This window comes from Acinetobacter gyllenbergii CIP 110306 = MTCC 11365, assembly GCF_000413855.1.
Lineage (GTDB): Bacteria > Pseudomonadota > Gammaproteobacteria > Pseudomonadales > Moraxellaceae > Acinetobacter > Acinetobacter gyllenbergii.
The window spans coordinates 24,890-38,434 of record NZ_ATGG01000021.1 but is presented as its reverse complement, the minus strand read 5'-3'; the positions used below and the strand labels follow the sequence as shown (position 1 = coordinate 38,434).

At 38.4% G+C, this 13,545-nt stretch carries 18 protein-coding genes and 1 tRNA gene; 17 read left to right on the top strand and 2 right to left on the bottom strand.

Annotated elements, in window-relative coordinates; translation table 11 throughout:
• The first annotated feature begins 17 nt into the window (after positions 1-17).
• The 3 genes from F957_RS06895 to F957_RS21655 all read left to right on the top strand — a co-directional run bounded on the left by F957_RS06895 (position 18) and on the right by F957_RS21655 (position 1,970).
• Positions 18-94, top strand: a tRNA-Pro gene (locus tag F957_RS06895).
• Positions 95-709: 615 nt separating this feature from the next.
• Positions 710-1,477: an SH3 domain-containing protein gene (locus F957_RS06900; protein ID WP_016541563.1), complete on the top strand. Its 768-nt coding sequence runs from the start codon at positions 710-712 to the stop codon at positions 1,475-1,477.
• Between the two features lie 334 nt (positions 1,478-1,811).
• Positions 1,812-1,970: a hypothetical protein gene (locus tag F957_RS21655; RefSeq protein ID WP_016541564.1), complete on the top strand. Its 159-nt coding sequence runs from the start codon at positions 1,812-1,814 to the stop codon at positions 1,968-1,970.
• Between the two features lie 30 nt (positions 1,971-2,000).
• Here the strand turns inward: F957_RS21655 and F957_RS06910 are convergent, their stop codons facing one another.
• Positions 2,001-3,065: a phage portal protein gene (locus F957_RS06910; RefSeq protein ID WP_016541565.1), complete on the bottom strand. Its 1,065-nt coding sequence runs from the start codon at positions 3,063-3,065 to the stop codon at positions 2,001-2,003.
• The gene (locus F957_RS06915) at positions 3,062-4,828 is read right to left on the bottom strand and encodes a terminase large subunit domain-containing protein (RefSeq protein ID WP_016541566.1); all 1,767 of its coding nucleotides are present in this window, start codon (positions 4,826-4,828) and stop codon (positions 3,062-3,064) included. Before F957_RS06915 ends, F957_RS06910 begins: the two co-directional genes overlap by 4 nt.
• A 184-nt stretch (positions 4,829-5,012) precedes the next feature.
• On the opposite strand from F957_RS06915, the gene F957_RS06920 reads away from it, so the two are divergent.
• The 14 genes from F957_RS06920 to F957_RS06985 all read left to right on the top strand — a co-directional run bounded on the left by F957_RS06920 (position 5,013) and on the right by F957_RS06985 (position 13,545).
• A complete protein-coding gene (locus tag F957_RS06920; RefSeq protein WP_016541567.1) occupies positions 5,013-5,855 on the top strand; it encodes a GPO family capsid scaffolding protein in 843 nt (280 codons plus the stop codon).
• 31 nt (positions 5,856-5,886) lie between these two features.
• Positions 5,887-6,891 carry a phage major capsid protein, P2 family gene (locus F957_RS06925; RefSeq protein WP_016541568.1) on the top strand — a complete coding sequence of 335 codons (1,005 nt, stop codon included), beginning with the start codon at positions 5,887-5,889 and terminating at the stop codon, positions 6,889-6,891.
• Between the two features lie 3 nt (positions 6,892-6,894).
• Positions 6,895-7,761, top strand: a complete 867-nt coding sequence (gene gpM, locus F957_RS06930) for a phage terminase small subunit (protein ID WP_016541569.1) — start codon at positions 6,895-6,897, stop codon at positions 7,759-7,761.
• 110 nt (positions 7,762-7,871) lie between these two features.
• Complete coding sequence (locus F957_RS06935; RefSeq protein WP_016541570.1) at positions 7,872-8,321, top strand: head completion/stabilization protein; 450 nt, start codon at positions 7,872-7,874, stop codon at positions 8,319-8,321.
• On the top strand, positions 8,318-8,530 hold the full coding sequence (locus tag F957_RS06940; protein ID WP_016660463.1) for a tail protein X: 213 nt from the start codon (positions 8,318-8,320) through the stop codon (positions 8,528-8,530). Before F957_RS06935 ends, F957_RS06940 begins: the two co-directional genes overlap by 4 nt.
• A gap of 6 nt (positions 8,531-8,536) precedes the next feature.
• Positions 8,537-8,893, top strand: a complete 357-nt coding sequence (locus tag F957_RS06945; protein WP_004804610.1) for a putative holin — start codon at positions 8,537-8,539, stop codon at positions 8,891-8,893.
• Positions 8,890-9,162 carry a phage holin family protein gene (locus F957_RS06950; RefSeq protein WP_004804613.1) on the top strand — a complete coding sequence of 91 codons (273 nt, stop codon included), beginning with the start codon at positions 8,890-8,892 and terminating at the stop codon, positions 9,160-9,162. The genes F957_RS06945 and F957_RS06950 overlap by 4 nt, the downstream gene beginning before the upstream one ends.
• Positions 9,159-9,989, top strand: coding sequence for an N-acetylmuramidase domain-containing protein (locus F957_RS06955; RefSeq protein ID WP_016541573.1), 831 nt, complete (start codon positions 9,159-9,161; stop codon positions 9,987-9,989). Before F957_RS06950 ends, F957_RS06955 begins: the two co-directional genes overlap by 4 nt.
• Positions 9,986-10,495 carry a phage tail protein gene (locus tag F957_RS06960; protein WP_016541574.1) on the top strand — a complete coding sequence of 170 codons (510 nt, stop codon included), beginning with the start codon at positions 9,986-9,988 and terminating at the stop codon, positions 10,493-10,495. The genes F957_RS06955 and F957_RS06960 overlap by 4 nt, the downstream gene beginning before the upstream one ends.
• 2 nt (positions 10,496-10,497) lie before the next feature.
• On the top strand, positions 10,498-10,944 hold the full coding sequence (locus F957_RS06965) for a phage virion morphogenesis protein (protein WP_016541575.1): 447 nt from the start codon (positions 10,498-10,500) through the stop codon (positions 10,942-10,944).
• A gap of 66 nt (positions 10,945-11,010) precedes the next feature.
• Positions 11,011-11,697 (top strand): phage baseplate assembly protein V, encoded by a 687-nt coding sequence (locus tag F957_RS06970; protein ID WP_016541576.1) that lies wholly within the window; start codon positions 11,011-11,013, stop codon positions 11,695-11,697.
• On the top strand, positions 11,694-12,041 hold the full coding sequence (locus F957_RS06975; RefSeq protein WP_016541577.1) for a GPW/gp25 family protein: 348 nt from the start codon (positions 11,694-11,696) through the stop codon (positions 12,039-12,041). The genes F957_RS06970 and F957_RS06975 overlap by 4 nt, the downstream gene beginning before the upstream one ends.
• Positions 12,038-12,940, top strand: a complete 903-nt coding sequence (locus tag F957_RS06980) for a baseplate J/gp47 family protein (protein ID WP_016541578.1) — start codon at positions 12,038-12,040, stop codon at positions 12,938-12,940. Before F957_RS06975 ends, F957_RS06980 begins: the two co-directional genes overlap by 4 nt.
• Positions 12,940-13,545, top strand: coding sequence for a phage tail protein I (locus F957_RS06985; RefSeq protein ID WP_016541579.1), 606 nt, complete (start codon positions 12,940-12,942; stop codon positions 13,543-13,545). Before F957_RS06980 ends, F957_RS06985 begins: the two co-directional genes overlap by 1 nt.

Genomic DNA, 13,545 nt, shown 5'->3' with positions numbered 1-13,545 from the left:
GTCATTCACCCCAATTTCGGAGCATAGCACAGCCTGGTAGTGCACCTGGTTTGGGACCAGGGGGTCGTAGGTTCGAATCCTACTGCTCCGACCATTTCATTGAATATCAATGATTTATTTAAATATTCCCTCCTTACTGTAATAAATACCACATGGTATTTTCGAATCTTTTATTTGATCAGTATAGCCAATAAAAGCATTCCCATATTCCCATTTCATTCCCAAAAAAATGATTGATAAATACTCAAATATCAGAAAAAAGGGTGAAATTGATAATCCTATTAGAATTTTGATGTTAGTCAATTTTAGAAGTAATAAAGTAATATCTATTCAATAACCTATAATTTTCAATAAAATACGATATACACTCAATGTAATTTATAAGAAATTTTTAAGTAATTACTTACTGTTAAAAAAGGTCATTTCACAGATTTTATTTATGCTTTAAAAACAAATGCTTATGAAATATTACTTTTGTTATTACAAATATTTACCTTTTTTTGTAAGGTATTTAAATTATATAAAACAATTAGTTAATCCATCTTGTTACTTTATTACTTCTAAAAGTCACGAGACTCTATAGAGAACATAAATTTGTGCTGAATTTCTTTTATCAGCTAAAAACTGCGTTTTATGAAATAAATACTAGAAATCGGGCAGAATGAGATGTTTACTTGCATAAATTTGAATTTTTTATAAGGAGTTAGAAATGATCCCAACGAATGAGATAAATAAATTAACTATGAATCCAGAATGGCAAAGGAATATTCAAGCAGCGTCAAAGATAGCTTCTCAATTTCAATCCGGCTTAATCAAATTTTTAAGCAATCCAGAAGTTCAGAATGCTTTTAAGGTAGCTCAGGAAGTAGCTATTAAATATAATGAAGTGTTAAACAAGCCTGAAGTACGGAACGCATTAGTTCGCTATGCAAAACGTATTGTTGAGGTAGCAGAGAATAAAGAGTTTCAGGAAAAGTACGAACAGTTAAGCTCAGAGGCTGTAATTGAAGAAGATAAAAAAATAATTTTAGAAACAATGCTTACAACGGAATTAGATAGTGTTTTTGATTTTTCTGAGTTAAATTTTTTATCAAAAAATGCCCAACAAATTTATACTGTTTTAGTATGCCTTGTTTCATTATTCGCTAATTTTTATGCCATACATACACCTGAATGGAATAATGCCAGTGAAGCATATATTGAGTATATTCAAAATATTGAAGGGAGCGGAGTAACAATTTCTCGAATTAATTTAAGAGAGGCACCTCACTTCAAGAGCGAAAGTATTATTGTCATCCCAAGAAATACAGCATTAAAAATTTATAAAGAAAAAGTAGGGGATTGGGTCAAGGTTTCCTTTACGAAGGACAACATTGAATTAGAAGGTTATGTTGCAGAAGCATACATTAAAAGAATCAAAAATGATGAAACGTATGAAACTGTCAGAACAATTTTAGAAGAAGCTTTTGGGGAATAATTCAAGTAAAAGCATCACGAAAGATAAAGTGTACTTTTGCAGTGAAATGCAGTATCAAAAATTAGCCTAAGCCTTAGAACACCTTAATACCAATAAGCTTACAAAGCCCTTTATGCTATCACCCACCATGCAGTAAATCAGCCCTATTTGTAAACCGCAGGTGGGGTGGGCAACTGCGCGGGGCCGTCCTAGGCCAAGGGATGGTATAGATGATAACTATTATCATTAAAATATTTCTGCATAAAAAACAATGATTTACTTGATTAAACTGTGAAAGGAAGCGAAAATACTTCTTATAAAGTTAGTTAAGTTATTGTTTTTAGAGGAAATTGTAGTGAATGAAGAGTTAATGAAAGCACAGCTAAAACTTGTTGAGTTGAATGAGTGGTTAATGCTTATTAAATCAGCCGAGTTAGATCATTCTTATTTAACAGGTGATATAGAAAAGGTTAATCATGAATTAGAAATAATACTTGAACGATTTAGACCATAAAAAAAAGCCCTCAAATATGAGGGCTTTTTTTTAATTACTTTTTGTTGGCTCATAATCTTTAAATCTAATGATTTCATCGCCAGCCAACTCATTGAATCTGAGCATTCGTGTTTTTAAGGGTTCAATCTCATTATGATAAAAAGCATCTGTTGCAGATTTAATGTCACCAAAGCCACCAGCATTACTTGGGACGATGCCCATTAACTGTGGTGGAATTCTAAGTGAAGCTAAAACATCCTCACGGGTAATGGATTTGATATTGGTGAAGTCATCCTTTGCAGCAATCTCAGATGTTGGAATGACTTGGATACCATCCTTTTTACCATTAGGGCTGTAATAAAAAAGATTACGGAAGTTGCCTGGTCCTTTACTTTCTTTTAGTGCTTGCCTGAGTGCTGTAATATCATTCGGATCTGAAGCTGGATCATTAACATATAAAATGAAACCAGCATGTGAACCATTGTTGTAATATTTGCGTCGAAACAGAGTTGCAGACTCATTTAACCAAGCACTCTGCAAAGCAGATATATATTCTGGTGTACCATAGATTTCTTGATCGATGTCTGTTTCACGGACTTGTAAAATTCGATCTGCAGGGAATTCATATTCTTCATACCCCTTTTTGCCATGATTTAAATAGAAGTACTGGCCATGTTCTCCGCCAGCCCGTGTGTATTTTGCCAAAGCTGGTTTATATTCAATCGTATTTTTGAGTCGTGATTTTACATCTTCCATGTATGCATTTCCGCACCATACATAGTCCAATGCCAATTGCTCAAAAGACATTTGGCTTAAACGTGGATGAGGTATGAATAGTTTCGCTAAAAAGTTTCTTTTTAGACAAATCCCGCTGCTCAGATATGGAGTAGATTTCCAACTCTTCGATAAACCCACCAAACTGACTTGTGGTTCATACCAACGGCCATTAAACCAACATTCCATATAATTTGATAAATCATTACCGTCCATAATTGGTACTGCATCACCGAATGAAAATGCTTCGACTTGTTGCTTTGCACCCGACGATTGAATGCTTTGCGGTAAGTGATTGAGCGCGGTGGTTACTAAACCTTTTGCTATAGAAAAAGGGTTCATGAATAAATCTCCAACATAGATGTATTTGTTTCTGTAATTCCTGCTAAAGGCTCGTTATAGATGGCGTGCATGAGTGCCCATGCGAGGTCCGCATGACCGATCTCTTCAGATCGCCCGGCCGAGAAAGTGATTTGTTTTTGACTTGAAGTTAAAGTCTTTTTAATGCTCATTAATGATTGAGCGAGATCCTTGTCGCCAGCATCAAATTCGAGTCGGCCATTACGGATGACATCCAGTGTCTTGTAGACAAGTTGGGATTTCACTTCAGGCGAATAATTGAAAGTAGTGAGGGCAGGGAAGAATGCGCGGACTAATTCAGCAACTCCATAACCCATGCCAGTGGTATCGATACCGATGTAAGTAACGTTGTATCGTAATGTGATGGCTCGAATATGTTCGGCTTGTTCTGAAAAGTCATCGCCTTTAAATTGGTGCCGTTCAAGTACTCGAAACTTTCCGCCAGCTACAGCTGGAGGAGCAACAACAACGAGACCAGCATTGTCACCAGTCAAAGCAGGATCGTAACCAATCCAAACAGGTTTATTTGCGAATGGCCTGTTATGCCAAACTTTGAAATCATTCCAGATTTCAAGCGTATCAACCATGCAGATCTGCAGCATACTTAGTGGGAACATGGACTGGCCATCATCCACAAACTCACACATAAATAGGTTTGCAAAGTCTTCAGGTGAATATTCAAATTTCAGTCGCTCAATATTGAATAAGTCACAACCACCTTCCTTGGCATCTTCTACTGTGACGATTTGACGCCACATCATGTCCTCGCATACACGACCGTGTTTTAATGCTTTATGTGATAGATCGATTTTGAATTGCTGATCCTTTGGTTTTCCTTTGTTGAAGCGGGTACCAGTCCAGAATTTATAAGCTTCGTGTGTAATCGATGAGGGCGTTGAAAAGTAGGTTTTACGCCACTTGTCGTGTGTGGCCATACCTGAAGCAACTTTTTCAAGTTCATCAAAACCATATGTCCAAAAAATTTCATCGAAATATAAATTTCCATGTGGACCCTGAGCCGTTCTGTAGTTAGTTCCTAAGAATCTAAGCTCGGCACCATTAGATAAAATGATCGGATCGCCAGTAAGTTCAACACCACAAACATCTGCTGCAAAAGCCTTAATGTAATGTTTGAAAATATGTGCCTGTGCCTTTGAGGCAGATAGAAAAATCTGATTTCGGCCTGTTCTTACGGCATCGACTAAGGCTTCATGAGCAAAATAAAAGGTCGCACCAATTTGGCGACTTTTTAAAATCATGCGTGAACGCTGATCCATTGCTCGGTACCATGTCCACTGGTACTCATAAAGTTTTTCCTCAAAGGCAAGGACGAGTTCTTCGACTTGTTCTTCTGAGAAGTGATTGGGAATGCTTTTACGATCTGTATGACGTTTACGAATATTGGGATTTAAATCTGCTTCAGATCCGCCATTTCGATACTTTTCAACACGGGCAAATTCTTTATATGCTCGCATTAACATATCGATTTCTTTGATATCACCAGATGTTTTTTTATTTTTTAAAATCAAAGTCATTAAACGCACAGTTAATGCATTTTCTACTCTGTTTTCTGGTTTTTCCTTTTCCCAATCTTCGCGTGTTTTCCAAGCCTGAACAGTTCGTTCATTCTCGTTGAGTACCTCTGCAATATCGACAATTTTCCAGCCAAGCCAATAAAGGAATTTCGCCTTCAGCTTGTTGTCCATAATCAGATGTAAATTGGCAATGGGGGATAGATCATTCATTTAAAAATGTTTGTTGGATTATTCATCCGCAAACATTCGCAATTTATTAACTACTATTCAGTCTGTACCAGTTGTATATCGGACTTTTACAACTTCAAGTGTTTGCAGCAGATATGCCTGATTGCCCATTCTGCACCTATTCGAAAACGTGAATTTTTCCATAATTTCATTGATAGGTTTGCAAATGAGCAAAGAAGAAAAGAAATACAAATCGAAGTGGTTTCGTATTGCTGTAGCAGGGGACACCACCGACGGCCGTGAAATCCAATCTGATTGGATCATTCAAATGGCTCAAAGCTACAATCCAAATACTTACGGTGCTCGTATCAACATTGAGCATTTACGAAGTGTTTATCCTGGTGGGACTTTTGGTGCTTATGGCGATGTACTGGCCTTAAAAACTGAAAAAGTAACTATTAATGGTGAAGAAAAAGATGCGTTGTTCGCCCAAATCGAACCAACCGATAACCTAATTTCTCTGAACCAGCAAAAGCAAAAAGTCTATACATCTATTGAAGTGGATGAAAACTTTGCAAAAACAGGAAAGGCGTATTTGATTGGTTTGGCGGTAACCGACTCGCCAGCATCACTTGGTACCGAAATGTTAGCGTTTGCTGCAGGGGCTAAGGTAAATCCACTCAATGAACGTAAACAGCGTCCTGAAAATTTATTCACCGCAGCCGTCGAAACTCAAATCGAATTCGAAGAGGTCAAAGAGCCTCAATCCTATTCCGCTGGCTTACTCGACAAAGTAAAAAAACTATTTTCTAAACAAGAAAAAAACGAGCAAAGGTCAGCGGAATCATTCTCTGAACAAGAAAACGCGATTATCGAAATTGCCACTGAAACCGCAGAGCAGGGCAAAGCGGTTTCAAAATTAGAGAATGATTTCAGCACTTTAAATACTGCACATGAGCAGCTTCAAAATGAATTTAACGATCTGAAGCAAAAGTTAAATGGTGAACCTGATTCTGAACCACGCCCAACCTCGGGTAACTCCCAATTCACCGAAGTTGTCGATTGTTAATCCCACGATAAAAATATAAAGAGTACATTCAATGCGTATCGAGACACGTTTAAAATTCAATGCTGCGATGCAGCAACTAGCCAAGTTGAATGGCATTCCAAAGGTTACACAAAAATTTACTGTAGCCCCGACCATTCAGCAAAAACTAGAAGACAAGATCCAGTTGTCTTCAGCATTTCTGCAAAAAATTAATATCCATTTGGTGTTGGAGCAATCGGGCTCGGCTGTAGGTCTTGGAATTTCACGTCCAATCGCTTCTCGAACCAATACTGATACTACAGATCGTCAAGCCAAAGACCCAACGTCTATGGATGAACGTTTTTATATGTGCCGTAAAACTGACTTTGATACCGCGATTAAGTATCAAAAGTTAGATCAATGGGCAAAATTTAAAGATTTCTATGCCCGCTTCAGTGGCCAGATTCATAAACGCCAGGCGTTGGATCGTATCATGATCGGTTTCAATGGTACTTCAATTGCAGCAACGACTGATATTGTGGCCAATCCTAAGCTTCAGGATGTAAACAAAGGCTGGTTGCAAAAAATGCGTGAAGAAAACGCTGCCCGCGTTATGTCTTCAGGTGCAACGGTTGGAAAAATCAAAATCGGTGCTACTGGTGACTATCACAACGTCGATGCTTTAGTAATGGATCTTGTCAATGAAATGATTGATGAAGTGCACCAGGATAATCCAGACCTAGTGGTACTTTGTAACCGTAAAACCGTTGCAGATAAATACTTCCCGCTTGTGAATAAAGAACAAGAAAACAGCGAAAAATTGGCTGCTGATATTATTATCAGCCAAAAGCGCATGGGTAATTTACCAGTCTATGCAGTGCCGTTCTTCCCTGAAAATGCAATTCTTGTGACGACTTTTGATAACCTTTCAATTTATGTTCAAGAGGGCTCTCGTCGTCGTACCGTGATCGATAATGCCAAGCGTGATCAAATCGAAAATTATGAATCTTCAAACGAAGATTACTACATTGAAGATTTAGGTCTTGCTGCAATGGCTGAAAATATTGAACTGGTGTAAACCATGACCTTAGCACGCAATCATTTCCAAAAACATAGTGCCAAAGCAGCAGCCGAATCGGCTGCTGAGTTTGGCACTATGCAAGAGCAGACATTCTATGAGCTGCAACTCTCACAGTTGAATAATGATATTCATCGCTTGAAGAACATCCAATCGATTGAAGCCAAAATTCAACTAAAACAGGCACTAGTTCCAACTTACTTGCCATATGTTGAGGGCATTATTGAAGCTAATAAACCAGTTCAAGACAATGTTTTCATGACTGTTTTAGTTTGGTGTATCGATACTGGCTTTTATGAAAAAGCAGTTGAAATGGCCGAGTTTGCTTTACGTCATAGCATGATCATGCCAGATCGCTTTGAACGAAAAACTGCAACATTGGTGATCGAAGAAATTTCCAATGCTTATTTGAAAAAATTGAAAACCAATGCCGAGATTGATTTACCAATTCTTTGGGCATTAGAAACTTTGCTCGAGAGTGAAGATATTCCAAAAGAATCACTAGATATGCCAGACCAAGTACGAGCAAAACTGCTAGTCGCTTTGGCCAAAGGTGAAATTAAGGAAATCAATGCAGCAGTTACCTCTAATTCAGGCGAGATTGATGAACAACTACCTGAATGGGTTTGGCAGCATGCCATTCATGCAAAAGAGCGTTTAGAACGTGCGATTGAGTTGGATGATCGTTGCAATGGCAAGCAAGACTTGAAATCGTTGACGACTTTACTGAAGAAATTTCCAGTACCTAAAGCCACTGAAAAAGCTTCAGATGTAGAAACTCAACCAACAGAACAAGGTGAACCATTGCTAAACACCAATGGTTCGCAAGTCGTGGATGACCAAAGTAACTTGGCATTTAAAACGACCTAACCAAGTGCCCTCGCACCGCATGGGCGAACGATTGCGATGTCATTACATTGTGATACTCATTAAACAATCGTTCCCACCCGTGCACTAATAATTACAGCAGGGGAGATCTCATGGGATTCGTTGCAAATGGCAATATCACACCAAGTCAGATCATCATCAAGAGTGACCCGTTTTTTCCGCAAATTGCTTTGGATGATATTCGGGAAAAAATCCGAATCGATGGCTCAGTCACAAACGAAAGATTAAAACAAAACATCATTGAAGAAGTGATCGATGTAAACCGTTTATTAAAGGCACTCAAATCTAAAGCATCTCAATTATCAGATTTGTCTGAAGGCGAAGTCGATGATTTACCTGAAACGGATTATCTCTACTTCTCAGCAGTGTCGAATGGTGTTGCAGCAAAGGTAAATGAGAAATATCGATCCTATGACAGTTCAAATGCTGGTTTAAAAAATCTCGAAGATTCAGGCCTAACGATTGATGAATATCGTCGAAATAAACAATGGGCGATTCAGCAGTTGCTAGGCGAAAACCATACGGTGGTTGAATTGATATGAGCAAAACAGTAACAGCTATCCAAAATGACACCGTTGATTCAATTTGCTGGCGTTACTACGGAAGAAGTTCTGGAGTAGTGGAAAAGGTCTTAGTGGCCAATCCTCATTTATCAGAACTGGGTGTAATTCTTCCTTTGGGTACTTCACTGATATTGCCCGACATTGATACACCGCAACAAACAAAACAAACCATTCAATTATGGGATTAGAAAAATATGGCAGAACCAGCAACAACCACAACAATGACAGCTTTGACTATCAGTGCTGCTTCATTACTGCCATTTATCAATGGTAATGCATTACTCGGGGCGGTCTTTGGAGCTGCACTATTTGCTACGACAAAGAAAGATTTAAGACCCTTACAACGTTTAACTACGATGATTCTAGCGACTGGATTTGGCTATTTACTTTCACCTGAAGTTATTGCCCGAACATTTATTACAAATGATGCAACGGCAGGAATGGCAGCAGCAATTTTTTCATTGCCAATCATTTTAAAACTTATGGTTTGGGTGGATCAAACCAGTTTATCTGACATCTGGAATAAATTTCGTGGTGGAGGAACATCATGATGGAAATCCTATTTCAATTTATCGCTTTGATTGCCTATATTTTTTGTGGGCTTCGCATCATCTGCTTTGATCCAACAGGATTACGCCATAGAAGACTTTACTCATGTATGGCAACGATTCTGATCGCTTCATTTATGGGGCAAAGCGTACATATTCTTTTATTTAAAGACCCCGTGACTTTATGGGATGCCGTCTTTTCAATCTTATTAGCAGTCATTATTTATCGAGCAAAAGGTAATGTGGCCAAGGTAATCTGGAGTACATCATGATTTTAAAATTTGGTTCTAAAGGCGATGCCGTTGCAACTCTTCAAAAGCAGTTAGCTGCATTAGGTTATAAAAATATTGGCGGAAAGCCACTTAATGTAGATGGTCATTTCGGACCAAGTACTGAAGCTGCAGTTATTCAATTTCAGCGCAAAGTTGGATTAGTGGCCGATGGTAAAGTTGGTGATAAGACACGACAGGCATTATCTGGAAATTCGGTTAGTAAGTATCTGACTGATAAAGACTATAAAAATGCTGCAACCCGTTTGAAAGTACCTGAATTGATCATTCGAGTATTAGGGGCAGTTGAGAGTCAAGGCGTAGGATTTTTGGAAAATGGCAAAGCAAAAATTCTATATGAACGTCACCGCATGTATTTTTATCTTGCCCAAGCCAAAGGTAAAACTTATGCCAATGATCAAATGAAAGCAGTACCTAATTTGGTCAATTCAGTTTCAGGTGGTTATCGAGGTAAAGAGGCCGAATACACCCGTTTAACTTTGGCCATGAATATTCATAAAGAATCAGCTTTGATGTCGACGAGTTGGGGACAATTCCAGATCATGGGTGAAAACTGGAAGGATTTAGGCTATGCATCGGTACAGGAATTTGTTGACCAGCAACAAATTAGCGAAACCCACCAGATGGAAGCATTCTTACGTTTTATCGAGTGGAAGCCTGGTCTTTTAGCTGCATTACAAAAGCAAGACTGGCATACGGTTTTTACCCTATATAACGGTAAAAATTATAAAAAATTAGGTTATCAAGCTAAATTCCAAAAAGAATGGGATCACCTTGAGCCAATTTATGGCGAGGTTAAAGTCGCATGAAAAAACCAGAAAGCTTGCGTACTCACATGCTCAATGCTGTAAAAGAATTACAGCGAGATCCAGATCGATTGCTGATTCATACCGACAATGGAAAAATCCGAGGTCTTATGTCTAATGGGCTTTCGTTCGAGTATGAATATGAATTAGAAATCATATTGACTGAGTACGCGGGCGAACTGGATGCCGTGATGATTCCTCTTTTAGATTGGGTACGCATAAACCAATCAGATCTATTGGTAAATTTAGATAAGAACAAAAATGCGTTTAAGTTTGAAACCGTGCTTTTAGACAATAGTAAGGTAGATCTAGCACTCAATTTCCCAATTACTGAACGTGTGATCGTGAAGCGATTGCCCGATGGTCAATTAGATATTTCTTTCCCGGGCGAACCACAATACGAAACTGCAGCTGAGCGGACACCCTTTAAAATGGTCGATCATAAAACAGGGGAAGTACTTGCTGAGTGGATGTCAGCAGATCCTGAAAATTTCTTTTTTGGTAATTAATTATGGCGGAGTTACAGGCTCTTAGTGATCATTTAGGCGCAATGTTGATTAAGCTTTCAGATGTAGAGCGAAGAAAGCTTGAAATGTCGATAGGCCGTAAACTTCGTGGTTCTCAAAAGAAACGTATAACCAAACAACAAAATCCCGATGGCAGTAAGTATGTGCCACGGAAAAATAAGTTACGCGATAAAAAGAACAAGATTAAAAATAAAATGTTCAATGCGATTAAAAATGCTAAGTGGATGAAGGTCCAAAGAACAACTGAAGGTGTGGCCGTTGGCTTTGCTGGCCGTGTTGCGTTTATTGCTCGGGTTCATCAATTTGGTTTACGCGATAAAGTGGATCGTGATGGTCCAACAGTCAAATACAACAGTCGTGAATTATTAGGATTTACTCCTGAAGAAATCGCCATGATCGAAAATGATGTTTTGGCTTATATTTCAGACTAGTTGTAAAACTTAGATATACAACTCCAACTCAGTGCAAATTCAAAAGGGTTGCAACACGATTGCAGCATGAATGCTGATATCAATCGTCGTCTTGAAAATTTTATCCGTTTAGGAAAAATCAAGACCTTTACACCGTCTCTACCTTTTCCAACAGTCACCGTCGATTTAGGCGAGATTACGACTGCGGAGATTCGTTTTTTAAATTTGAGAGCAGGCAACGACAAAACTTGGGACCCGATTAATCCTGGTGAAGAAGTAATTGTTTTAAGTCCTTGTGGGGTTCTTGAGTTAGGTATTGCGATTGCTGGCCTAAATAATGAAGAAAACCCAGCCTTGTCTCTTGATCCAAATAAGAATATCCGCCTTTTTTCTGATGGTTGCTTGATTAGTTATGACACCAGTACACATGTTTTAGAAGTGATTTTACCTGAAGACGGCACTGCCACTATTACAGCGAACGGTGGTGTCACAGTAAATGCTAATGGAGGCGTAACGGTAAACGCGAATGATGGACTTACCATAAATGCAGTATCTGGAGGTACTACACACAATGGAAACCTATTCATAAACGGAAGCAGCGTCACAACTGGAAACAATACCGTTGGTGGAAGTCAACTTGTGCAAGGCAGTAGCCATGCGACTGGTGACTTTAGTACAGAAGCTGATGTCAAAGCTGGCGATATCAGCCTCAAATCTCATCGAACCACTGGAGTTCAAAGTGGTGGGGATGTATCTGGAGTACCAACTTCATGATAAATAAAAATAATGGTCAATCCTTGAAATCTGAAATTCAATCGATCCAACAGTCGATTCAAGACATTATTTCTACACCAATTGGTTCTCGGGTAATGCGTAGAGAATATGGCTCATTATTGTTTGAGTTACTGGATCAGCCAATCAATGACAGTTTAATTCTGAAGTGCTATAGCACGATATTTACAGCTGTTTCTCGTTGGGAGGATCGGATTCAGATCAACCAAATATATTTGCCACTTATTAAAGAGAGTCAGTTGGTTTTTGAGATAGAAGGAAGCCTAAGAATTTCTGGCCAGAATATGAATTTGCGTATTCCGTTAAAAATGGGGGCTAGTTTATGAGTGTTGATTTCAACCTATTACCTAAACCTAATTTTGTTGATGAAGTAGATTATGAACAGATATTAATTGAGCGAAAAGAATATTTAATTTCGCTATTTCCAGTTGATGAACAAGCTGCTGTCCGTATTCAGCTGAATCGTGAATCCGATCCTTTGCATAAATATCTACAAGAAAATGCATATCGAGAAATGATTCTACGTAACAAAATCAATCAGAAAGCTCTTGCTACACTTCTTGCCTTTGCAACAGGAACGGATCTAGATGTTTGGGGGGCAAATTTTGATGTAATACGTCTAATTATTACACCAGCTGATCATTCAATTGTCCCTCCGATACCAGCTCGTTATGAAGAAGATGAAGACTTTAGATATCGTATTCAAAAGAAACTAGATGCATTGAGTACAGCTGGCCCTGAATCATCTTATGAGTATCACACTTTAAGTGCTGACGGGCGAGTTGCTGATGTGAAGTGCAGTTCTCCATCACCTGCGCATGCATTATTAACAATTCTTCAGCGGGATACTGAAAATAATGCATCAACCGAAGAGTTGAATACGATTGTTTTTAACTACGTATCCGGGGAAAAGAGGCGTCCAACTGGAGATCGGGTACTAGTTCAGTCTGCTGAAATTGTAAATTATGAAATTGAAGCTGTATTAGTCACTAAAAATGTCCCTGAAACGGAGGCTGTATTATCGGCAGCAGAGAAGAATATTTTGGCATTTACGAAAGCAGCCAAACGATTGGGGAAAGGTGTTTATTTTTCTGATATTTATTCCGCTTTAAAAGTTTCTGGAGTTGAAAGAGTTGAATTACTTAAACCAATTGGTGAGGTATCTGTTTCATCATTTCAAGCTGCTTTCTGCACAAGTTTAAAACTATCTGTGAGAAGTGAATAATGAATTTACTTCCTCCAAATGCTACTGATTTTGAAAATAAATTGGTTGAAACATCTTCAAAAAATATTGATTTAGATGCTGATTTATCCCGACTGATTCGTATTGATGATGCCCCTGCAGATTTCCTTTCAATTCTGGCTTGGCAGTTTTCTGTAGATCGTTGGCAGGATGATTGGCCTGAAGAAATAAAAAGAGCCCAAATCAAAAACTCAGTGAAAGTCCATACCTATAAAGGAACTAATTATGCACTTCGATCAATTGTAGAAAGTTTTGGTTATTCATTGACGATTCATGAATGGTGGCAAGAAAGTCCGATGAATGTACCAGGAACTTTTCAAATCACAATTGATACGAATGGACGTGCTCTTACTGAGAAAACCTCAAAAACATTAGTTGAACTTTTAAATGATGCAAAACCACTTACACGTGAACTTAAAGGTATCGAAATCAATGTCATAAATGTTCAAGGTGAAACAAATGTCGCTTGTGGCTGTTATGGCGGTGATGACGTAACCATCTATCCGAAAGTTGATGACCCCAATTCTTTAATTTATCCCGTTTTTGCTTTTTATGAGCATGAAACAACCAGTATCTATCCTAAATAG

Coding starts and splice junctions, on each gene's coding strand:
- gpM (WP_016541569.1), top strand. CDS start 6,895: ATGACCTTAGCACGCAATCATTTCCAAAAACATAGTGCCAAAGCAGCA.
- F957_RS06920 (WP_016541567.1), top strand. CDS start 5,013: ATGAGCAAAGAAGAAAAGAAATACAAATCGAAGTGGTTTCGTATTGCT.
- F957_RS06945 (WP_004804610.1), top strand. CDS start 8,537: ATGGCAGAACCAGCAACAACCACAACAATGACAGCTTTGACTATCAGT.
- F957_RS06935 (WP_016541570.1), top strand. CDS start 7,872: ATGGGATTCGTTGCAAATGGCAATATCACACCAAGTCAGATCATCATC.
- F957_RS06965 (WP_016541575.1), top strand. CDS start 10,498: ATGGCGGAGTTACAGGCTCTTAGTGATCATTTAGGCGCAATGTTGATT.
- F957_RS06915 (WP_016541566.1), bottom strand. CDS start 4,828: ATGAATGATCTATCCCCCATTGCCAATTTACATCTGATTATGGACAAC.
- F957_RS06900 (WP_016541563.1), top strand. CDS start 710: ATGATCCCAACGAATGAGATAAATAAATTAACTATGAATCCAGAATGG.
- F957_RS06980 (WP_016541578.1), top strand. CDS start 12,038: ATGAGTGTTGATTTCAACCTATTACCTAAACCTAATTTTGTTGATGAA.
- F957_RS06910 (WP_016541565.1), bottom strand. CDS start 3,065: ATGAACCCTTTTTCTATAGCAAAAGGTTTAGTAACCACCGCGCTCAAT.
- F957_RS06940 (WP_016660463.1), top strand. CDS start 8,318: ATGAGCAAAACAGTAACAGCTATCCAAAATGACACCGTTGATTCAATT.
- F957_RS06955 (WP_016541573.1), top strand. CDS start 9,159: ATGATTTTAAAATTTGGTTCTAAAGGCGATGCCGTTGCAACTCTTCAA.
- F957_RS06985 (WP_016541579.1), top strand. CDS start 12,940: ATGAATTTACTTCCTCCAAATGCTACTGATTTTGAAAATAAATTGGTT.
- F957_RS06970 (WP_016541576.1), top strand. CDS start 11,011: ATGAATGCTGATATCAATCGTCGTCTTGAAAATTTTATCCGTTTAGGA.
- F957_RS06950 (WP_004804613.1), top strand. CDS start 8,890: ATGATGGAAATCCTATTTCAATTTATCGCTTTGATTGCCTATATTTTT.
- F957_RS06975 (WP_016541577.1), top strand. CDS start 11,694: ATGATAAATAAAAATAATGGTCAATCCTTGAAATCTGAAATTCAATCG.
- F957_RS06960 (WP_016541574.1), top strand. CDS start 9,986: ATGAAAAAACCAGAAAGCTTGCGTACTCACATGCTCAATGCTGTAAAA.
- F957_RS06925 (WP_016541568.1), top strand. CDS start 5,887: ATGCGTATCGAGACACGTTTAAAATTCAATGCTGCGATGCAGCAACTA.